This is a genomic window from Streptomyces tibetensis, assembly GCF_040647715.1.
GTDB lineage: Bacteria > Actinomycetota > Actinomycetes > Streptomycetales > Streptomycetaceae > Streptomyces > Streptomyces tibetensis_A.
In genome coordinates this window covers 373,718-393,441 of the sequence record NZ_JBEZCR010000002.1, presented here as the reverse complement: position 1 = coordinate 393,441, position 19,724 = coordinate 373,718, and the positions used below count along the sequence as shown (strand labels likewise).

16 protein-coding genes are annotated in these 19,724 nt (G+C 72.2%); 5 read left to right on the top strand and 11 right to left on the bottom strand.

Translation table 11 applies throughout. The features are described from left to right. On the bottom strand, nucleotides 1-741 hold the full coding sequence (locus AB0B29_RS06375) for a response regulator transcription factor (RefSeq protein ID WP_362234692.1): 741 nt from the start codon (nucleotides 739-741) through the stop codon (nucleotides 1-3). After that, a complete protein-coding gene (locus AB0B29_RS06370) occupies nucleotides 738-2,030 on the bottom strand; it encodes an ATP-binding protein (RefSeq protein ID WP_362234689.1) in 1,293 nt (430 codons plus the stop codon). Before AB0B29_RS06370 ends, AB0B29_RS06375 begins: the two co-directional genes overlap by 4 nt. A gap of 177 nt (nucleotides 2,031-2,207) precedes the next feature. Here AB0B29_RS06370 and AB0B29_RS06365 point away from each other — a divergent pair, with 177 nt between their 5' ends. Both AB0B29_RS06365 and AB0B29_RS06360 read left to right on the top strand, forming a co-directional pair. Beyond that, on the top strand, nucleotides 2,208-3,659 hold the full coding sequence (locus AB0B29_RS06365; protein ID WP_362234686.1) for a PspC domain-containing protein: 1,452 nt from the start codon (nucleotides 2,208-2,210) through the stop codon (nucleotides 3,657-3,659). Further along, nucleotides 3,646-3,870 (top strand): hypothetical protein, encoded by a 225-nt coding sequence (locus AB0B29_RS06360; protein ID WP_362234684.1) that lies wholly within the window; start codon nucleotides 3,646-3,648, stop codon nucleotides 3,868-3,870. Before AB0B29_RS06365 ends, AB0B29_RS06360 begins: the two co-directional genes overlap by 14 nt. 14 nt (nucleotides 3,871-3,884) lie before the next feature. On the opposite strand, the gene AB0B29_RS06355 is transcribed toward AB0B29_RS06360, so the two are convergent. From AB0B29_RS06355 to AB0B29_RS06345, 3 genes are all read right to left on the bottom strand, one after another. After that, the gene (locus AB0B29_RS06355; protein ID WP_362234681.1) at nucleotides 3,885-4,415 is read right to left on the bottom strand and encodes a DoxX family membrane protein; all 531 of its coding nucleotides are present in this window, start codon (nucleotides 4,413-4,415) and stop codon (nucleotides 3,885-3,887) included. Between the two features lie 138 nt (nucleotides 4,416-4,553). After that, complete coding sequence (locus AB0B29_RS06350) at nucleotides 4,554-5,906, bottom strand: hypothetical protein (protein WP_436845792.1); 1,353 nt, start codon at nucleotides 5,904-5,906, stop codon at nucleotides 4,554-4,556. A gap of 246 nt (nucleotides 5,907-6,152) precedes the next feature. Beyond that, entirely contained in the window at nucleotides 6,153-6,947 is a 795-nt protein-coding gene (locus AB0B29_RS06345; protein ID WP_362234679.1) for a class II aldolase/adducin family protein, read from the bottom strand. Between the two features lie 189 nt (nucleotides 6,948-7,136). Between AB0B29_RS06345 and AB0B29_RS06340 the strand changes: the two genes are divergently transcribed. After that, nucleotides 7,137-7,610 (top strand): pyridoxamine 5'-phosphate oxidase family protein, encoded by a 474-nt coding sequence (locus tag AB0B29_RS06340; RefSeq protein ID WP_362234676.1) that lies wholly within the window; start codon nucleotides 7,137-7,139, stop codon nucleotides 7,608-7,610. A 52-nt stretch (nucleotides 7,611-7,662) separates the two neighbouring features. On the opposite strand, the gene guaA is transcribed toward AB0B29_RS06340, so the two are convergent. Then, a complete protein-coding gene (gene guaA / locus AB0B29_RS06335; protein ID WP_362234673.1) occupies nucleotides 7,663-9,243 on the bottom strand; it encodes a glutamine-hydrolyzing GMP synthase in 1,581 nt (526 codons plus the stop codon). A 327-nt stretch (nucleotides 9,244-9,570) separates the two neighbouring features. On the opposite strand from guaA, the gene AB0B29_RS06330 reads away from it, so the two are divergent. Further along, the gene (locus AB0B29_RS06330; RefSeq protein ID WP_362234670.1) at nucleotides 9,571-9,867 is read left to right on the top strand and encodes a chorismate mutase; all 297 of its coding nucleotides are present in this window, start codon (nucleotides 9,571-9,573) and stop codon (nucleotides 9,865-9,867) included. A gap of 529 nt (nucleotides 9,868-10,396) precedes the next feature. Here the strand turns inward: AB0B29_RS06330 and AB0B29_RS06325 are convergent. Continuing rightward, nucleotides 10,397-11,539 (bottom strand): hypothetical protein, encoded by a 1,143-nt coding sequence (locus AB0B29_RS06325; RefSeq protein WP_362234667.1) that lies wholly within the window; start codon nucleotides 11,537-11,539, stop codon nucleotides 10,397-10,399. Nucleotides 11,540-11,753: 214 nt separating this feature from the next. Here AB0B29_RS06325 and AB0B29_RS06320 point away from each other — a divergent pair, with 214 nt between their 5' ends. Beyond that, entirely contained in the window at nucleotides 11,754-12,740 is a 987-nt protein-coding gene (locus tag AB0B29_RS06320; RefSeq protein ID WP_362234665.1) for an LAETG motif-containing sortase-dependent surface protein, read from the top strand. An 81-nt stretch (nucleotides 12,741-12,821) separates the two neighbouring features. Here AB0B29_RS06320 and AB0B29_RS06315 read toward each other — a convergent pair whose 3' ends face one another. From AB0B29_RS06315 to AB0B29_RS06300, 4 genes are all read right to left on the bottom strand, one after another. Further along, nucleotides 12,822-14,609, bottom strand: a complete 1,788-nt coding sequence (locus AB0B29_RS06315; RefSeq protein WP_362234662.1) for a GMC family oxidoreductase — start codon at nucleotides 14,607-14,609, stop codon at nucleotides 12,822-12,824. A gap of 79 nt (nucleotides 14,610-14,688) precedes the next feature. Next, on the bottom strand, nucleotides 14,689-16,326 hold the full coding sequence (locus AB0B29_RS06310; RefSeq protein WP_362234659.1) for a succinic semialdehyde dehydrogenase: 1,638 nt from the start codon (nucleotides 16,324-16,326) through the stop codon (nucleotides 14,689-14,691). A 137-nt stretch (nucleotides 16,327-16,463) separates the two neighbouring features. After that, entirely contained in the window at nucleotides 16,464-18,314 is a 1,851-nt protein-coding gene (locus tag AB0B29_RS06305) for a serine/threonine-protein kinase (RefSeq protein WP_362234657.1), read from the bottom strand. A 189-nt stretch (nucleotides 18,315-18,503) separates the two neighbouring features. Next, nucleotides 18,504-19,676, bottom strand: a complete 1,173-nt coding sequence (locus AB0B29_RS06300; RefSeq protein WP_362234654.1) for a serine/threonine-protein kinase — start codon at nucleotides 19,674-19,676, stop codon at nucleotides 18,504-18,506. Between the last annotated feature and the right edge of the window lie 48 nt (nucleotides 19,677-19,724).

The following is a 19,724-nucleotide window of genomic DNA, read 5'->3' as shown; positions in this document are numbered from 1 at the left end:
TCAGACCAGCCGTCGAGCCGTCGCCCAGCGGGTCAGCTCGTGCCGGTTCGACAGCTGGAGCTTGCGCAGAACCGCCGAGACGTGCGACTCGACCGTCTTCACGGAGATGTACAGCTGCTTGGCGATCTCCTTGTACGCGTAACCCCGCGCGATGAGCCGCAGCACCTCGCGCTCGCGCTGGGTCAGACGGTCCAGGTCCTCGTCGACCGGCGGTGCGTCCGTGGAGGCGAAGGCGTCCAGGACGAACCCGGCCAGCCGGGGGGAGAAGACCGCGTCGCCCTCCTGCACGCGGAAGATGGAGTTCACCAGGTCCGTGCCGGTGATCGTCTTGGTGACGTAGCCCCGGGCCCCGCCGCGGATCACGCCGATCACGTCCTCCGCCGCGTCCGACACGGACAGCGCGAGGAAGCGGACCGGCTGCTCGGTGTCGCCCATCAACGGGGCGCAGCGGCGCAGCACTTCGACGCCACCCCCGCCCGGCAGGTGCACGTCGAGGAGGACCACCTCGGGGCGGGTCGCGGTGATGACCGTGACGGCCTGGTCGACGTCCGCTGCCTCACCGACGACCTCGACGCCGGTCTGCCCGGTCTGTCCGATCTCGGCCTGGACGCCGGTGCGGAACATGCGGTGGTCGTCGACGAGGACCACGCGGACATGGCGCCCCGGGCCGTCGCCCTCCCCCGCGGGCCCCGCCGCCTCCGCCGATCCCGCCGTACCGTTCGCCTCGGTCGGGTCGCTCATGACGTCTTCTCCGCCCTCTCCATCTCCAGCTCGACCTCCGTGCCGCCGTCCGGCACCGCGCGCAGTCGCGCCGTGCCGCCGTTGCGCTCCATGCGGCCGATGATCGATTCTCTGACACCCATCCGGTCGGCGGGTATCGAATCGAGGTCGAAGCCGGGGCCCCGGTCCCGGACGGACACGAAGACCGTCTTCCCCTCGACCTCGGCGAAGACCTGCACGGCGCCGCCCTCGCCACCGTACTTGGCGGCGTTCACCATTGCTTCCCGCGCGGCCTGCATCTGTGCTGCGATCCCCTCGTCGAGCGGGCAGTCACCCACGACCACGACCTCGATGGGCACGCCGTGCTTGTCCTCCACCTCGGCCGCGTTGCGCCGGACGGCGTCGGCGAGGGTGGTGGGCTCGTCTGCCTCGTCCTTGCCGGTGCCCTCGGGCTTGTAGAGCCAGGTGCGCAGGTCGCGTTCCTGTGCGCGGGCCAGGCGGCGGACCTCGCCGGCGTTCTCCGCGTTGCGCTGTATCAGGGTCAGGGTGTGCAGCACAGAGTCGTGCACGTGTGCGGCGACCTCCGCACGCTCCTGGGCGCGGATGCGCATCAGACGTTCTTCGGAGAGGTCCTGGGTCATGCGCACCAGATACGGCCCGGCGAGCAGCGTTATCCCGACGAGGACCGCGAGGGCCGCCTGCAGGACGGAACCCAGGTGGGCCGCGGAGCCCTGGAGGACGAAGATGCCGGAGACGCCGGCCGTCACCAGCAGCACCCCGCCCACCGAGCGCAGCAGCGTGACCGTGCGCCGACGGCGGCCGACCTCGGCCCAGCGGGCCCGGCGGGCGTTGTCCGCCTGCCGCCAGACCAGGGCGACGCCCGCGCCGACGAGCACCGTCGGCCAGAGGTAGGCCCGGGCCCCTCCGCTGAGGTTCACGTTGCCCACGAACACCATGGCCACCACGACCATGAGGAGGAGGGCCACGATCTGGCCCCTGTCGGGCCTGCGCGCGACGCGTCTGCGGCGGCCGTCGGGCGAGGTCTCCGCGGCCACCGCCGACGGTGGCTTCTGCGCCTCGACCCCGCCGACGCCGAGCGGGACGAAGAACCAGAACGCGGCGTACAGCAGCGCGCCGAGACCGTCGGCCATGAACAGGCCGACGAAGACGAGCCGTACCCAGATCACGGGCAGCCCGAGATGCCCGGCGAGGCCCCGCGCCACACCCCCGAGCCAGCGTCCGTCACTGCTGCGGTAGAGCTTGCGCGGCGGCCGCGGTTCGGCGAGTGGCGCTGCTGCGGCTTCCGACATGCCATTGATGGTCACACGTGCGGGATGCGGGAGCATCAGGGTCGGCCCCTGAGGCTCCCCTGATCTCGACGGGCCGCCCCTCGAACGCTTCCCGAGCCGCCTCTCAGGGCCGATATCAGGGTCCGGCCAGGGTCGTTCCGACTCCCGCCGGGGCGCCGCGCCCGTCACCATGGACCCATGACCGATCACGAGCACGCCGCGACGGGTCCGGGACCCGGCTCCGGCCCGCGCCCCGCACCGGGCGCCGGGCCGCAGGATGCCGCGCCCGCCGCGGGCTCCGCAGCCGGGCGTGCGGACGCGGCAGGACAGAAAGGAGCACCCGGTACGGCCGCCCCCGCCGAAGAAGCCGTCCCGGCCGGGCCGCCCCACGCGTTCCGCCGCGACCGCCGCCACAAGACCCTGGCCGGCGTCTGCGCCGGGCTCGGGCGGCAGTGCGACATGGACCCGGTGATCTTCCGCATCACCCTCGCCGTGCTCTCCGCCACGGGCGGCCTGGGGCTCATCTTCTACGGCTTCGCCTGGCTCTTCGTCCCGTACGACGAGGAGGAGAACGAGGTCCGCAAGCTGCTCACCGGCCGCGTCGACGGCCAGGCCCTGGCGGCCGTGCTGTTCGCGCTGGTCGGCTGCGGGGTGTTCCTGACGATGCTGAACAACGGCGGGGTGCTGACCTTCGCCGTCGTCCTGTCGCTCGTCCTCGCGGGTGCCGGGTACTGGTCCCGCCACCGTGGCACCCCCGGCCCCGACCCGCTGGCCGCCCAGGCCGTCGCGGACGCCCCGCCGGAGCCCCAGGCGCCGCCGGTGTTCCTCACCACCCCTTCCTGGTGGCGCGACCCGATCGTCAAGGACGGCACCCACATCGGCGGCACGGGCTACTTGTGGGGCCCGCGCGACACCCGCGACCTGGATGCCGCCGCAGCCGTCAACATCGGCCTCGGCGTCCGGCCCCGCGCCCGTGCGGAGATACCCGCCGAGCGCCCCCGGCCGCCCCGGCCGCGCGGCCCCCGCTGGATCGGCGGCTGGGTCTTCCTGCTGGCCCTGCTCGCCGGAGCTCTGGGCACGAGCATCACCTGGGACGGTCATCCGCTCGGCACCAGCCTGCAGACGGGCCTGTCGTGTGCACTCGCCGTTCTCGGCCTGGGCATAGCCGTCAGTGCCTTCCTGGGCCGGACCGGCGCGGGGTCGGTCCTCCTGGCGATCATCACGGCCGGTCTGCTGGCCGGTGCGGCGGCCCTGCCCAAGAGCGTCGACACACACTGGGTGCGCTCCACCTGGCAGCCCGCCACCGTGGCGGACGTACGCCAGCGCTATGACCTCGGCACCGGCGTCGGCACCCTGGACCTCAGCAGGCTGGACGTGTCCGGGAAGCAGACAGTCACAACGCGGGCGGAGGTCGGCATGGGCAAGGTCAGGGTGCTGGTGCCCGACGACGTGACCGTGCGGCTGAATGTGGAGGTGGGCGTCGGTGACCTCCAGTTGCCGGGTGACGACCCGAAAGACGTGGACGTGCAGCCGGGACGGCACAAGGAGATCACCCTCTCCCCCGCCGGGGGCGTCGAGAAGTCGGGCACCATCGAGCTGGACCTCCAGGTCGGCATGGGACAGGCGGAGGTGACCCGTGCTGCGTCATGAAGTCCAGCCCGGGAAGCTGGTCGCCGGCACCGTCCTCGTGGTGGCGGGCGTCCTCTACGCCGGTGACGCGGGCGGCGCCTGGCAGACCCCGTGGTTCGTGGCGATCCCCCTCGTGACGGGCGGGCTGTGCCTGGCGGGTGCGGTGGCGCTCCTGACGGGCCGGGTGCGCCGGCGCCGGCAGGCGGGCCGTACGGGAGCGGACCCGGCCTGACGGTGAGCGGCTTCCTACTGGTATCCGCCGCCGCGGTGCCGTCGTCGTGACCGCAGCGCGGCGTCGAGGGACAGCAGGGGCGCGCCCGCCAGGATCAGTGGGGTCCAGGCCATGAGGTAGGCGAGGTCGTTGCCGTAGTAGTACGGGTCGGAGGCCCAGCTCACGGTCAGCCACAGGCTGAGGGAGATCAGCGCACCGCCGAGTGCGGCCAGACGGGCGAGCAGGCCGAGCAGGGTGCCGATACCGACGGCGAGTTCTCCGAAGGCGATGGCGTAGCCGAATCCGACGGGGCTCTTGAGGGAGAGGTCGACCAGGGCGGGAATGGCGGAGGAGTCGCGTACGGCACGCATCATGTCGCCGATCGACCCGGTGCCGGAGTCCCTCATGAAGGCGCTGTCGGTGAGTTTGTCCAGGCCGGCATAGATGAAGGTGACGCCGAGGAAGATGCGCAGCGGCAGCAGGGCGTAGCGGGTGGCGCTGTCCCGCAAGCCTCCCCCGGTGCCGAAGTGGGGAGTGTGCGTGTCCGTTCGCATACTGTGAGTCATCGCTGCCAGCCGCCTCTCGCCCGGTGCCGGGACCCCCTCAACAGACGATACGTACGGCGAACGGACCGCGCTCAATCATGCGCGAACTGCTCGGGTCGCCCTGCCGTCGGCGCGGGCGTCTCCTCATGGCCGGCGCTCTCACTCCGTCACGTCGACCGCGTACCGGTTGGTCTCCACCCCCGCCGCCGTGACCACCTGTACCTCCACCCGTCCCGGTTCCACGTCCGCCGGCACGGGCACGGTCAGCAGCGTGTCGGTGGGGTTGCGGAACCCGCCGGGCACCGGCACCAACGGCACGTGGACGTGCACCGGCCCCACGCGCACGACCATCCGGGCCAGCCGGTCGGCCCCCTGCGCGCCCGGCGGCACGAACCCCGCGCCCCGGATCTCGATGTCGTCCCCGGTGCGGATGGGCCCGTCCAGGTCACCGGCCTCCCGCGACCGGACCACGGAGAGGATGACCGGCCGGCCGCCCTCCGCGTACTTGCCGGCCAGGTACGTCGCACCCGACACCAGCACCACCACCGCCAGCCCCCACGGCAGATCCGGCAGCTGCTCCGGCCGCCTGGCCAGCCGGACCGCCGCGAAGACCAGGGCGACCGCACTGATCGCGACGTACTGGATGTCGGCGAAGGCGCCCCGACCCGCGTCGTCGGTCAGCAGGTCGGCGGCCCGGGGCCGGTCGGCGCGCACCTTCTGCAGCCGCTGGCCCAGCACCCGCAGTCCCACCACCCGCCGCACGAGCACGGCGATCCCGCAGACCACGGCGAGCACGGTCACGAGCCCGGCGCCGCGGGCGATGTCCAGCCCGGAGAGCAGCGTCTGCCGCTCCAGGTGGCGGGAGGCGGCGGCCAGCCGGCCCGCGAGGACGAGCACCGAATAGGCCACGAAGAGCACCCACGCCGCGGCGACCGTACGGGAGGTGGACAGCCGGTTGTCCTCACCGATCAGGGGCGCCAGGACCCCGCCCTTCGCCCGGTGGAACCAGGACGCGGCGGTCAGCGACAAGGCCGTCACCAACGCGGCGCCCAGTCCGGCCGTGCGCGCCGCGCTCCAGCCCGTACCGACCGCGGTGAGGGCCTGCCCGAGCAGCAACAGCACCACGGCGGCGCCCACCGCACCCGCCGTGCGCCGCCACAGGCCGGTCAGCCAGGCCTGCCCCTCGGCCCGCCCCCGCTCCGCGACCTGCTCGGCGGACTGGGCCAGTTCCTCCGAGATCCACTGGCGGGAGGCCGACGCGGAGTGGGCCACCGCGGCAGGCAGTCCGAGCCCGGCGGCGAACTCGTCCCGGCGGCGCAGGAACGCGGCCACGGCCCGCCGGTGCCCCTCTCGCGCCCCGTGCGGGCAGTCCCCGCAGGCACACCCGCCCTGGTGTGCGCCACCGGACCCGGCCAGGTGACCGGCCGGGTGACCGCCGCCGTGGCCACCCGAGTACTTCCCGGCGCAGGCGCCCGCGTCCGCGCCGCCCTGCCTCGCCTCCCGCACCGCCACGCCCGACGCCCGCCTTCCCGCGACCCAACCACCGCCGGCCTTCCGGATGCCGGAAAAACCGCTGTACAACTGCCTTGCGCCGACTGCGAATTGTGCCCTACACCACCCGGTTCACGTCCGCTCGGTCTGGTCAACACGGGTGAAGTTCGGCCCGCCCTGTTGACCCAGCCGGGAGCATTCCCCTAAGGCAGATCATCCAGCGGGAACCGGGCCCTTCGACGGCGACACGGGTTCTGCGGGCACCGTCTAGCTCAGCAGGCCCGGCTCACTGCGGGTGACGTCCTCCCACATCGGCTGGTAGTTGATCCACGCCACCAGGTCGCCGCCCAGCTGTTCACGCGTCGCCACCGCCATCCGGTGGTCGATGCGGACCGGCCGCCCCGCCGCCTGCGCCGTGAGCTGCACCTGGCAGGAGCGCTCCATCGACACGAACCACCAGGCCGCCGCGTCCACCGAGTCGCCGACGGTCAGCAGCCCGTGGTTGCGCAGCACGAGCGCCTTGCGGGAGCCGAGCACCTCGGCGATGCGCCGCCCCTCCTCGGCGTCGACGGAGACGCCGGTGTACGTGTCGTAGAGGGCGTGATCCTCGTAGAAGGCGCAGCTCTCCTGGGTGATCGGCTCCAGCAGTTCGCCGAGGGCCGCGAGCGCCCGGCCGTGCACCGAGTGGCAGTGGGCGACGGCGACCACGTCGGGCCGGGCGGCGTGGACCTGGGCGTGCACGGTGAAGGCGGCCTGGTTGACGTGGTAGGCACCCTCGACGACCTGGCCGTCCTGGTTGGCGAGCACGAGGTCGCTCACGGTGACGTGCCGGAAGGGCATCCCGAACGGGTTGACCCAGAAGCAGTCGGTGAACTCCGGGTCGCGGGCGGTGATGTGCCCGGAGACGCCGTCCTCGAAGCCGAGCCGCCCGAAGATCCTCAGGGCGCCCGCGAGCCGTTCCTTGCGGTGCCTGCGCTCGTCCTCGACCGACTCGTGCATCGGCGGCATGGCGAACCGCAGCCGGTCGGTGGGCAGCGGCGGGGGCGGGGTGGGCCCGCTCATAGGTCCTCCAGCACTGGTTCTGCGTACGGGCGGAAGTTACCGTCCGTGAGGCCGGGAAGAACAGGAGCGGTTCGTGAAGATGCCACGAGCGCCCCTGCGAGCACCCTGTGCCCGGGCGAGTGCCCCCTGGCTCCCGCACCCCACGAATAGCCGACAGAGGATGTCGGAATTCGGCGCGACACTCGTCCCATGACAGCGAACTGGGCGGCTTTCGCCGCGGCCGAACCGGATCTGGCCGACACCGTCGAGAAGCGTTTCGGCGCCTCTACGCACCACGTCCTCGCCACCCTCCGCAAGGACGGCTCGCCCCGCACCAGCGGTCTCGAGGTGCGGTTCCTGAACGGTGAACTGTGGCTCGGCATGATGCCGGACTCGCTCAAGGCCCTCGACCTGCGCCGCGACCCGCGCTTCGCGCTCCAGGCGAACCCCGGGGAGGGCACGGGCATGGGCGGCGGGGACGTCCGGGTCAGCGGCCGGGCGATCGAGGTCGACGACGTGGAGACCAAGGCCGGATACGTCGAAGAGGTGGAACCGCCGGAGCCGTTCCACCTCTTCCGCACCGAGCTGACGGAGGTCGTGCGCACCTACGTCGAGGACGACACGTACCTCGTCGTCCAGGTCTGGACGCCCGGCGCTCCCCTGCGCACGATCAGACGCACCTAGTTCAAGCGCGCCCAGGGGCCGACCGGGAGGTCACTCCCACTCAGTCGGGAGATCACTCCCACTCGATCGTCCCCGGCGGCTTCGAGGTCACGTCGAGGACGACCCGGTTGACGTCCTTGACCTCGTTGGTGATGCGCGTGGAGATCCGGGCGAGGACCTCGTACGGCAGGCGCGACCAGTCGGCCGTCATGGCGTCCTCGGACGAGACGGGGCGCAGCACGATGGGGTGGCCGTAGGTGCGGCCGTCGCCCTGGACGCCGACGCTGCGGACGTCGGCGAGCAGGACCACCGGGCACTGCCAGATGTCCCGGTCGAGGCCGGCCGCGGTGAGCTCCTCGCGGGCGATGGCGTCGGCCTCGCGCAGCAGGTCCAGGCGCTCCTTGGTGACCTCGCCGACGATGCGGATGCCGAGGCCGGGGCCGGGGAACGGCTGGCGCTGGACGATCTCCTCCGGCAGGCCGAGCTCCTGGCCGACCATGCGGACCTCGTCCTTGAACAGCTGGCGCAGCGGCTCGACGAGCTCGAACTGGATGTCGTCGGGGAGGCCGCCCACGTTGTGGTGGGACTTGATGTTGGCCGTGCCGGTGCCGCCGCCGGACTCTACGATGTCCGGGTAGAGGGTGCCCTGCACGAGGAAGGCGACCTCGGGACCCTCCTCCTGGAGGATCTCCAGCTGCGCCTGCTCGAAGACCCGGATGAACTCGCGGCCGATGATCTTCCGCTTCTCCTCGGGGTCGGAGACCCCGGCGAGCGCCTTGAGGAACCGCTCCTCGGCGTCCACGACCTTCAGCTGGACGCCGGTCGCGGCCACGAAGTCCTTCTCGACCTGCTCGGTCTCGCCCTTGCGCATCAGGCCGTGGTCGACGTACACGCAGGTCAGCTGGGAGCCGATGGCCTTCTGGACGAGGGCCGCGGCGACCGCGGAGTCCACGCCGCCGGACAGGCCGCAGATGGCGCGCCGGTCACCGACCTGCTCGCGGATCGCGGCGACCTGCTCCTCGATGACGTTGCCGGTCGTCCAGTTCGGCGTGAGGCCCGCGCCCCGGTAGAGGAAGTGCTCCAGCACCTGCTGCCCGTGCGTGGAGTGCATCACCTCGGGGTGGTACTGGACGCCGTAGAGCTTCTTCTCGTCGTTCTCGAAGGCGGCGACCGGCACGACGTCCGTGGAGGCCGTGACGGTGAAGCCCTCGGGCGCGGCGGAGCAGGCGTCGCCGTGCGACATCCAGACGGGCTGCTCGGCGGGAGTGCCCTCGAAGAGCGTGGAGGACACCTTGGAGACGTGCAGGTCGGTGCGGCCGTACTCGCGGGCGCCGGTGTTGTCGACGGTGCCGCCGAGGGTGCTCGCCATCAGCTGGAAGCCGTAGCACATGCCGAAGACGGGGACGCCGGCCTCGAAGATCTCGCGGTCGAGGCTGGGCGCGCCCTCCGCGTAGACCGACGAGGGGCCGCCGGAGAGGATGATCGCCGCGGGGTTCTTGGCGAGCATCTCCCGGACCGGCATGGTGCTCGGCACGATCTCGCTGTAGACCCGCGCCTCGCGGACGCGACGGGCGATGAGCTGGGCGTACTGCGCGCCGAAGTCGACGACCAGGACGGTGTCGGCGGCGTTGGCAGCGGGAGTCGCTGATGACACGGGGTGCCTTCCGGCGGTGGGGCGGGGGTCTTGTGCCACCCGATTCTACCGGGGGGCCGCCGGGCTCCTTCCGTGTACCGGACGACGACCCCGTCTCAGGATGCGAACCGGCTTGGACGGCCCTGGGACGGGGTGCATACTTGCCCCATGTTCCAGCAGCAGACGTTCGTCTTTACCTATGGCATCCGGCCCGCCGGACGCCATGGTCGTGCTGCTTGAGCAACTGACAAGCGACTTCCCAGGCGCCCCGGGCCGACAAGGCCCGGGGCGTCTGGCGTATCCGGGCCGTGCCGCCCCGGGGCCGCCCCCGACGACGAGGAGCCCCCTATGACCGCCATGGACACGACCGCCGTCGGCGTGACCGGCGCCCGCACCCCCGAGGCCGCCGACGTGATCACCGGCGCGCGCGAGCGGATCGACGCGCTCGACGACCGGATCATCGGCCTGATCCAGGAACGGGTGGCCGTCTCGGCCGTCATCCAGGAGGCACGGATCGCCTCCGGCGGCCGGCGGGTGAACCTCTCCCGCGAGATGGACGTCCTCGGCCACTACAGGGAGGCCCTGGGCAAGCCGGGCACCGCGCTCGCGATGACCCTGCTGGAGCTGTGCCGCGGCAAGATCTGAGGCCAGGGTGAGCCGGGTCCCTGTTCCCGGGACAGACGTACGCACCTGTCTCACCCGTACGGCGCGTGACCACCCCCCGGACCTCGTCGTTGGTCCCGGTGTCCGTGCCAGCCAGGGGCGGGCCCGAGAGAACCACGCGTGGCTCACTGGGGCGATGAGACGCACGGATCGTGCCGTGCGTCGTGGGACCTCGCTCCAGGGAAGTGACCGGACGGCAGGGGACAGCAGCCCGGTCACCCATGAGAACGGTCGGCTCCGGGGACGCCCGGGGCCGACCGGCGGACCTTGCATAAATGCACAAGTCCGGGTCAAACGGTTGCGGGTGCCGCGTTCATCCAGCACGATGCGTACACAGTCCAAGTCCCCCCGCGGACACCCGCATTGCCCCACTGCCAGAGGTACGGACCAGCGGCGCAACCCCCCGGCGCCGCTTCCCGGCACCGGCGCCGCCCTGACGCCGGTGCTGACGAGAAGAAGGGCCCCGCGGCTCCACCCCGCGGGGCCCTTCGCTCTGCGGCTCCCGGTCGGCTCAGGTGCGGGTCACCGTCCCGCAGTGGCCGCCGTCGCCGTGGTCGATGTCCTTGCTCCGGTCGTAGGGGTCCGTCGCCGGGCCGCTCGGGTCCGGGCCCGCGGACCGGCTCGACGGGAACCCCGGATGCAGGTAACCGTCGTAGACGTCGCAGGAGGAGTTGCCTATCTCCTGGTCGTACTTCACGAGCAGCAGCCGGCCCGGCGTGACGTTGTACCGGGCGGGGTCGGCGAGTTCGACGTCGAGGACCCTGCGCACGATGGTGCGGGCGACCTCGGGAGGGCCGTCGGCCCGCACGACGGGGTAGACGAAGGTGTAGTCGGCGCGCACCGCCACGCCTCCCTGCGAGCCCTTCTTGAACGTCATACGCCCGCGGGTCTTGATCACGTCGCCGGCCGGCCGGACCTCGTCGGGGTCGAAGCGGCTGAACAGCGTCACCGGGTCGTGCTCCCTGCTCGGGGAGCGCAGCCCGGTGTCGAGTTCGTCGAAGAGCTCGGGCTGCTTGGGGTCGAGCACGGAGAACGCGGCAGCGGGGCGCGCGCCCCGTACGGTCTTCGGGTCGAGGTTGGTACCCACGAGCAGTTTCTTGGTCAGCTTCAGCGCCTCTTCCACCCGGTCCGCGGAGACCGCGCCGACGGACTTCGCCTCCGGCAGGACGATGCCGGCCTCGCCGTCGGCCCAGCGCAGGGCCGGGGAGCCGGCGAACGGCCGGTCCAGGGTGGGGGTTTCCGGGTCCGACGCGCCGGGCGCGGCGGTGGGCGCCGCCGTCTCCGCGGGCAGCGGTGCGGCCTCGCCGGTCCCGGAGTCCCCGGTGCCGAAGGGGTCGCCGGGCAGCAGTGAGGGCTTCAGGGCGACCATCACCAAGCCCGCCGCGACGGTCACACCGAGCACGGCCCACAGCTTGCGGCGCCGGGTCGCCCGGCCGTTCATCTCCTGCCAGGCAGGGCCCGTACGCCACCCCGGAGGCTGCTCGCCCCGGGCGTCCTGCTCGCGCAGCCGCTCGGTCACCATGCGGGCTCGCGCGGACGGCTCCTTCGGGGCGGAGGATCGGATGTCCCGCTCGGTGTCGCGGATGAACTGCTCCCAGACGTCGTCGGGGAGCCCGGAGGCCGACGACGGATCGCCGGACGGTTTCTCAGACACGAACCCAAGATCTAAGCGGGTGGCAAGCGCCTTCACAAGAAGGTCTTGGATGTGACTCAGCACACATAAATATTCTGTGAATGACGGCACAACCATTCACAGGTTTCACGGATCAAACCTGCCGAACCAAGGGCCACTCCCGCGCCCCACACGCGGAGGCCTCCCCCAACGTTCGTGCCGCCTCCCGCGGTACGCCGGACTCTCCGAGGTCTTCATGAAGCTTCGCCGCGCCATGGCAGCAGCGGCCGCAACGGCGGTCATAGCCCCGGTGGCACTGCTCGCGGCACCGGCCGCATACGCGACCGACGAAACCACGCCCACGCCGACCGCGTCCGTGAGCGAGTCCGCTCCCGAGACGTCGGCATCGCCTTCCGCTTCCGAGTCCACGCCCGCCGCGAGCACCACGCCGGCTCCGAGCACGTCCGCGAGCGCGTCCGCTCCCGAGACGTCGAGCTCGCCGAGCGCCTCCGCGAGCGAGTCCTCCCCTGCGCCCAGCGCCTCCGAGCCCGAGGAGTCGGAGTCCCCCGACCCCGAGCCCTCGGTGTGCGAGGACACCAAGGTCGACGTCAGCATCACCGGCCTGCCCGGCAAGATCTCGGCGGGCAGCGGCTGGCACAAGTTCTCGCTGAACGTGCTCAACAACTCCGACTCCACCCTGAACGACCTCGACTTCTTCGCCGGGGCCTCCCCCGACAAGAACGGCGAGGAGCTGTTCACCAGCAAGCAGGTCCAGCTCCAGGCCTGGGACCCCGAGGACAAGACCTGGGTCGACCTCAACGAGGGCGGCTACGCGGTCGGTTACGTCGGCTACACCGACGAGCTGAAGGCCGGCTACGAGGTCGACATCCCGCTGCGCCTCAACGTCAGCAAGTCCGCCCCGGTCGGCGCCGGGTTCTCGCTCGGCGCGACGATCTACGGCGACAACGACGCCGAGTGCACCGGCTTCGGCGACGTGTCGTACAAGTTCCAGATCGTCTCCTCGGGTACGGACACCGACGGCACCAAGCCGCAGGAAGGCGGCAAGGCGCCCGTCACCGACGAGAAGCCGAGCGGCAACACGCCGGAGGTCACCGGCAGCCTCGCCGAGACCGGCTCCAGCTCCGCCCTGCCGATGATCAGCCTCGTCGGCGGTGCGGCGGTCGTCGCCGGTGCCGGTGCGATCTTCGTCGTGCGTCGCCGCAAGGCCGGTGCCGAGGCGTAAGACGCCATAGCTTCACGCAAGAGGAAGAGGGACCTGCGCTCGGAGGGGGGCGCAGGTCCCTCATCTGTTCTGCCGGGTCGCTCAGTTCTTCGGCGGTACGGCCGGCATGCCGAGGAACGGCAACCGCAGTGCGCCGAACGCCTCCGCCGGGACCGCCGGGGACTTCGGCTCGACCGGCTGGAGCCGCTCGTAGGCCGTGCCCTGCTTCGGGCGCGGGTCGGGCTCGCCCTTGTTGGGCCAGTACGACATCGCCCGCTCGGCCTGGGCGGTGATGGTGAGGGACGGGTTGACGCCCAGGTTGGCGGAAACCGCCGCGCCGTCGACGACCGAGATGCCCGGGTGGCCGTAGAGGCGGTGGTACGGGTCGATCACGCCGGACTCGCGGGAGTCTCCGATCGGGCACCCGCCCAGGAAGTGGGCGGTGAGCGGGGTGCCCATCAGTTCGCCGACGTTGGAGCCCGCGAAGCCGTTGATCTCGGCGGCCAGTGCCGACGCGCTCTCCGTCGCGGCCTTGATCTGCTTGGGGTTGGGGGCGCCGTGGCCCTGTCGGGCGGTGAGCAGGCCACGGCCGACTCCCGACGGCTTGAGGTACGTCGTCAGGGAGTTGTCCAGCGACTGCATCACCAGGCCGATGATGGTCCGCTCCGACCAGCGGCGGTTGGACAGCGAGCGCAGCACCAGCAAGGGGTGTTTCGCCGCGTGGGCGAGGAAGCCCAGGACCCGTGACGGGCCCGAGTCCGTCCCGGCGTAGGGGACCTGCAGGATGGACAGGCCGCCCATCGAGTTGGAGCCCCTGCCGTAGCGGACCGGCTCGATGTGGGTGCTGGCGTCGGGGTGGATCGAGGACGTGATGGCCACGCCCCGCGTGAAGTCGGCCTTCGGCACGCCGTGCGCCTTGCGGTAGCGCCGGTCGTCGGTCTGGGCGCCGACCAGGGCCTCGGAGTTGGTGCGGGTCAGCTCGCCCAGCTTGTCCGAGAGGTACGGCAGTTGGCCGCCCGCCTTCATGCGGTGCAGCAGGGTCTGGGTGCCGTAGGTGCCTGCGGCGAGGACGACCCGGCGGGCCGTGAACGTGCGGCCCTTCTTCCTGCCGCGGTCGTCGGTGGGCAGGGTGGCCACCGCGTAGCCGCCGCGCGAGTCGTCGGTGACCGAGACGACCGTCGTCATGGGGTGGACGACCGCGCCGGCCTTCTCCGCGAGGTGCAGGTAGTTCTCGTTGAGGGTGTTCTTCGCGCCGTGCCGGCAGCCGGTCATGCACTCGCCGCACTCGGCGCAGGCTTTTCGAGCCGGTCCCGCCCCGCCGAAGTACGGGTCGGGCACCTCCTGGCCCGGTTTCGCCTTCGCCGTGCCGTCGGCGTCCTCGCCGTCGCCGAAGAAGACACCGACCGGGGCGAGGTGGAAGGAGTCGCCGCAGCCCATGCGCTCCGCTGCGGCCTTCAGGTGGACGTCCGAGGGGGTCATGGTCGGGTTGAGCCGGACGCCCAGCATCCGCCGGGCCTGGTCGTAGTACGGCGCCAGCTCGTCCTGCCAGTCGGTGATGTCACGCCACTGGGGGTCCTCGAAGAACGGCTTCGGCGGGACGTACAGGGTGTTGGCGTAGTTGAGGGAACCGCCGCCGACACCCGCGCCCGCCAGGACCATGACGTTGCCCAGCAGATGGATGCGCTGGATGCCGTACATGCCGAGTTTCGGGGCCCATAGGTAGTTCTTGAGGTCCCAGGAGTTCTTCGGCAGGGACTCGCGGGTGAAGCGGCGACCGGCTTCGAGGACGCCCACCTTGTAGCCCTTTTCCGTGAGGCGCAGGGCGGTTACCGAGCCGCCGAAGCCGGAGCCCACGACTATGACGTCGTAGTCGTAAACGTCCTGAGGCACGTGCCGTCTCCCCTTTGAGTGTCCGTGCGGGCCGTCAATGGTGTTCGCGCGGTTCCCCGCGCCCCTGAAAGAAGGTCGGCTACCGGAACCGGAATGCCTTCATCAGGCGGAGGCTGCGGCTCATGAACTGGGCGTACTTCTCGTCGTCCATGCCCAGGGACGGGGCCATGGGGAGCACGCGCTGGTGGGCGACCGTCTGGGCCTCGGTGTACTTGAGGATGCCCTCGGAGCCGTGGCGGCGGCCGAGGCCCGAGTCCTTCATCCCGCCCATGGGCGACTGGGCGCTGCCGTACGCGGGTGCGTAGCCCTCGTTGATGTTGACCGTGCCGGTGCGCAGACGGGCCGCGACCTCCTGGCCGCGGCGGCCGCTCTTGGTCCACACCGAGGCGTTCAGGCCGTACGCCGTTGCGTTGGCGCGCTCGATGACCTCGTCCTCGTCGGTGAAGCGGTAGACCGAGACGACCGGGCCGAAGGTCTCCTCCCCGCAGACGGACATGTCCGTGACGACCCCGTCGAGGATCGTGGGCTCGAAGAAGTACGGGCCGATGTCCGGGCGTGCCACACCGCCCGCGACAACCCTCGCACCCTTGGCGACCGCCTCCTCCACGTGCCGCGTCACCGTCTCCAGCTGGCGCTCGCCGACCAGGGAGCCCATGTCGGCGCCGTATGCCAGGGACGTGCCGAGGCGCATCGCCTTCGTACGGGCGGCGAAGCGCTCCAGGAAGGCGTCCGCGATCGACTCGTGGACGTAGAGCCGCTCGATGGAGATGCAGAGCTGGCCGGCGGAGGAGAAGCAGGCCCGGACGGCGCCGGCCGCGGCCTTCTCGATGTCGGCGTCCTCCAGGACCAGCATGGGGTTCTTGCCGCCGAGTTCGAGGGAGACGCCGACGAGCCGGGCGGCGGCGCCCTGGGCGACCTCGCGGCCGGTGCGGGTGGAGCCGGTGAAGGAGACGTAGTCGGCGTGCCGGACGACCTCGGGGCCGACGACCGGACCGTCGCCCAGGACCACCTGGAAGACGTCGGCGGGCAGGCCGGCCTCGATGAGCAGGTCACGGGCCCACAGTGCGGTGAGGCAGGTCTCCGTGTCCGGCTTCATGACGACGGCGTTGCCCGCGACGAAGGCCGGGAGCGCGTCGCCGACCGACAGCTCCAGGGGGTAGTTCCAGGGGGCGATCTGGCCGACGACACCGCGCGGGTGGCGCAGTTCGGTGACCTTGGTCAGGGTCGGCATGGCGCCGGCGTGCCGCTTGGGGCGGAGGTAGGCGGGGGCCTTGCGGCCGTAGTGCCGGGCGGCGACCGCGACCGCCTGGACCTCCTCGTGGGCGTGCAGGCGGGCCTTGCCGGTCTCCAGCTGGATCAGGTCGAGCACCTCGGCCTGGCGTTCCAGCACCAGGTCGTGGAAGCGGAGCAGGACCGCGGCACGCTCTCGTACAGGGGTCTGCGCCCAGACGGCCTGGGCGGCACGGGCCAGCTCGAAGGCCCTCGCCACGTCCTCGGGCGTCGACTCGGGGAGGTCGGCCAGCTTCTCACCCGTGAACGGCGTGTGGTTGGCCGTCCGGCCCGAGCCGATCACGCCCTTGGTGAGCTGGGCGACCAGCTCCGGCGTGACGACGTCCGCGGCGGTGCGGACGCCCTCCGGGGCGGGGGCGAGGGGGTTGGTACCGGCCTGTGCCGTGCCGGTCTCTGCCGTCTTCTCGGCGGCCTGCGCGTCCGTCATGAGGCGCAGGGTATGCCGGGACGCAGGCTTTGGGTACCCGTCGGTAATACGGCTTCACCGACTGCACACACGACGCCAGTGACTGCTGGCAACAAACGCGCTGATCAGGGCGTTGTGCGAGGGCGGGTGCGTGTGATTCAGCCTTTTACGATCCCGAGCCGCTCCCGGGCGCCCACGAACACCGAGGTGCCCTCCTTCTCCTCCGGTGTGCCCTTGGGCATGTCGACGCGCAGCTCGTACATGCGGTCGTCGTCGGTCCGCACGACCGCCCGCATGAGCCGCCTGGGGGTCTCGCCCCGGCGGTAGGTGGTGTCGGCGAGAGCGGCTTCGTGGCCCTGGACGCTGGTGTGGGCGTACCGGGTCTCTCCCCCGGTGTCGTGCGTTCTGGCCTGCTCCATCGGCGCGCCCGGGGCCTTGTCCCAGACGAGCAGGCGGACCTGGATCGCGTCCGTCCGCGTGTCGCCGTAGAGGGCCGTGCGGGGCTGGTCGGACGTGCTGCCGGTCCGGCCGAGGGGGCGGTAGTGGCCGGGGAGGTGGAGGACGGCTGCCATGTCGGGCTCGGCATGGGGGGTCCAGGCGCCGCTCACCTCGGCGGCCTGTCCGGCACTCTCCGCGCTGCTGGTGTCGGAGAGTTGGGTGACGGCCCCTATCCCCCCGGCGAGCAAGGCCGAGAGCAGGGTGAGGGGGCCGGGGCGGAGGAGGCTCTGGCGCCTGGGGGGCAGTGGGTCCTGCTGCGCCGGGGAGTGGGGGTCTTCCTGCGCGAGGGGTATGGAGTCGTGCTGCCGCGCGGCGTCCGGCCCGGTGCCCGCGTTCTCGTCCGCCGCCACACCGACCCGCGCGGGGACGGGGCCGGAGCCCGCGACGGGCGCCGGAGCGAGCGGGCCGGAGTCCGCGACAGACACCGGAACGAACGGGCCGGGCTCCGCGGCGGACGCCGGAGTAAGTGGCGCGGCAGACGTCGAACCGCGCGGGGTGGCAGGCGCCGGACCGAGCGGGGCGGCACGCACCGGCGCGGGCTGTCGTGCGGTTCGGTCGGTTCGGTTCCCTGTGTGCTCGGCCGCCCGGGGTGTTTCGGTCCGTGTCGGTCCGGCCACCGCCTCGAGTTCCTTCGCGACCTCCTCCGCGTCCGGTCGCCGTTCGGGGTCCGGCACCAGCAGTCGGGCGATCAGCGGCGCGAGGGGTCCGGCCCGCGTCGGTTCGGGCGGTTCAGCGGCGAGGACCGCGGCAAGCGTGGCCTCCGGGGTGGTCCGCAGGAACGGGGACGAGCCCTCCACGGCCGCGTACAGCAGCGCGCCCAGGGACCACAGGTCGGACGCGGGTCCCGCCATACGGTCCGACAGCCGCTCGGGCGCGACGAACTCCGGCGAACCGGCGAACTCCCCGCTCCCCGTGCGGGGATCCTCGCCGCCCTGGCCGTGGCCGATGCCGAAGTCGGTGACGACGACGCGCCGGTCCGGACCGAGGAGCACGTTGCCGGGCTTCACATCCCGGTGCACGATGCCGACGGAGTGCGCCGCGCGCAGGGCACCGAGGACGGCGAGGCCGATCCCGGCGGCTTCGGGCACGTCGACCGGGCCGCGCCGGAGCCTGTCACGCAGGGACTCGCCGTGGACCAGCTCCATGACGATCCACGGCAGTCCGTCGAGCGCCTCGGCCGCGTCGAGCTCGTCGGGACCGACCGGGCCCGGGCGTTCGTCCCGCCGCTCCGGCTCGACGACCACGTCGTGGATGGTGACGGCGGCGGGATGGTCGACGCGGGCGGCGGCCCGGGCCTCGCGGTGGAGCCGGTGGGCCGCCCGCCGGTGGCTCTCGTCCTGCGGGCCGCCCGGCAACCGGGGCTGTCTGACGGCGACTTCACGCTGCGCGTGTTCGTCGAGGGCCCGCCAGACGGTGCCCGTGCCGCCGGAGCCGATGCGCTCGATCAGCCGGTACCGCCCGCCGACCGTCCGGCCCCGGGCGTCGTCCGTCCCGCCCCCGTCGTTGCTCATGCCCCATCAGTACCCCGCGGAACGCTTTCTTGTCGACGCGGGGCGTTTCCGTGGGAGTTGGAGCAGCGGGATCAGGTCCTGCCGATGTCCGGGTTCGCGATCGCCGCGCTCGCCAACCTCAACTCACCCGGTCGGTACTCCGGGATGGTGTTCTTCTCCACCGGCGGGACGGCACGGACTCGTCGGCGGTCACGGGGTGGGGGCGGACGTGGTCGGGGAGGCCTGCCGGGTCGCCGGGGTCTTCGGCGTGGGCGGTGCGGTACTCGTCGGCGTGGGGCCGACGTCCCCGTCGCCCCCGTCCCTGAGCAGCGCCGCCGCGGACACCCCGGCTCCCGCCATCGCCGCGACCAGCAGCGCCGCGATGAGGACGCGCCGCGCGGGCTGCCGGAGGAAGGGTTCCTCCGGCCGCTGCGGACCAGGCGGGTTCACCGGCGGCTGCGGTGATGGCCGTACGGCGAGATCCTGCGGTCGTTTCCGGGGTGCGGCCCCCACCGTCGGCGCGTACCCGGGCGGCGGCGTCGGCGGCATACGGCCCGTGTCACGGAAGACCCGGAGCATCCGCTCCGCCCGGTCCGCGTCCAGCCGCCGGTCCGGATCGCGCTCCAGCAGACCGCGTACGACGGGCAGGAGCGGTCCGGCCTGGACGGGCGGCTGGATGTCGCCCACGACGACGGCGTGCAGGATGCCGCCCAGCGAGTCGCGGTGGAAGGGCGACTCCCCGCTGAGGGCCGCGCACAGCAGCGCGCCCAGCGACCACAGGTCGGACTCGGGCCCGGTCCTGACCCCGGACATCCGCTCCGGCGCGGTGTATTCGGGCGAGCCGACGAACGCTCCGTTCTCGGTGAGCGTGGGCGCGCCCGCGACCTGGGCGATGCCGAAGTCGGTGAGGACGACGCGGTCGGTGCCGGTCTCCAGCAGCACGTTGTCCGGCTTGAGGTCGCGGTGCAGCACCCCGGCCGCGTGCGCGGCGCCCAGCGCGCCGAGCAGGGCGATGCCGATGCGGGCCGCTTCGGGGGCGTCGACCGGGCCCCGGCGGGCGAGCCGGTCGGCGAGCGAGCCGCCCTCGATCAGCTCCATGACGATGTAGGGACGTTCACCGTCCTCGACGACGTCGTGGACGACGATGATGTGCGGGTGGCTCAGCTGGGCGACGGCCCGGGCCTCGCGCAGTGTGCGGTCCCGCTGCCGGCGCGCCTGCGCCGCGGAGAGCGTCTCGTCGTAAGGGAGCTCCTTGACGGCCACGCTCCGGCCGAGGAGCTGGTCGGTCGCCCGCCAGACCACTGCCATGCCGCCACGACCGAGCCTTGCCTCCAGGCGATAACGCCCCGCGACCACACGGAAGTCGGCTCCCTCGGTCCCCATGCGCCCCATCATGCCGCAGACGGCGACGGCGCCCACGAAATCCGGTCG

Coding starts and splice junctions, on each gene's coding strand:
- AB0B29_RS06375 (WP_362234692.1), bottom strand. CDS start 741: ATGAGCGACCCGACCGAGGCGAACGGTACGGCGGGATCGGCGGAGGCG.
- AB0B29_RS06370 (WP_362234689.1), bottom strand. CDS start 2,030: ATGTCGGAAGCCGCAGCAGCGCCACTCGCCGAACCGCGGCCGCCGCGC.
- AB0B29_RS06365 (WP_362234686.1), top strand. CDS start 2,208: ATGACCGATCACGAGCACGCCGCGACGGGTCCGGGACCCGGCTCCGGC.
- AB0B29_RS06355 (WP_362234681.1), bottom strand. CDS start 4,415: ATGACTCACAGTATGCGAACGGACACGCACACTCCCCACTTCGGCACC.
- AB0B29_RS06345 (WP_362234679.1), bottom strand. CDS start 6,947: ATGAGCGGGCCCACCCCGCCCCCGCCGCTGCCCACCGACCGGCTGCGG.
- AB0B29_RS06340 (WP_362234676.1), top strand. CDS start 7,137: ATGACAGCGAACTGGGCGGCTTTCGCCGCGGCCGAACCGGATCTGGCC.
- AB0B29_RS06330 (WP_362234670.1), top strand. CDS start 9,571: ATGACCGCCATGGACACGACCGCCGTCGGCGTGACCGGCGCCCGCACC.
- AB0B29_RS06320 (WP_362234665.1), top strand. CDS start 11,754: ATGAAGCTTCGCCGCGCCATGGCAGCAGCGGCCGCAACGGCGGTCATA.
- AB0B29_RS06310 (WP_362234659.1), bottom strand. CDS start 16,326: ATGACGGACGCGCAGGCCGCCGAGAAGACGGCAGAGACCGGCACGGCA.
- AB0B29_RS06305 (WP_362234657.1), bottom strand. CDS start 18,314: ATGAGCAACGACGGGGGCGGGACGGACGACGCCCGGGGCCGGACGGTC.
- AB0B29_RS06300 (WP_362234654.1), bottom strand. CDS start 19,676: ATGGGGACCGAGGGAGCCGACTTCCGTGTGGTCGCGGGGCGTTATCGC.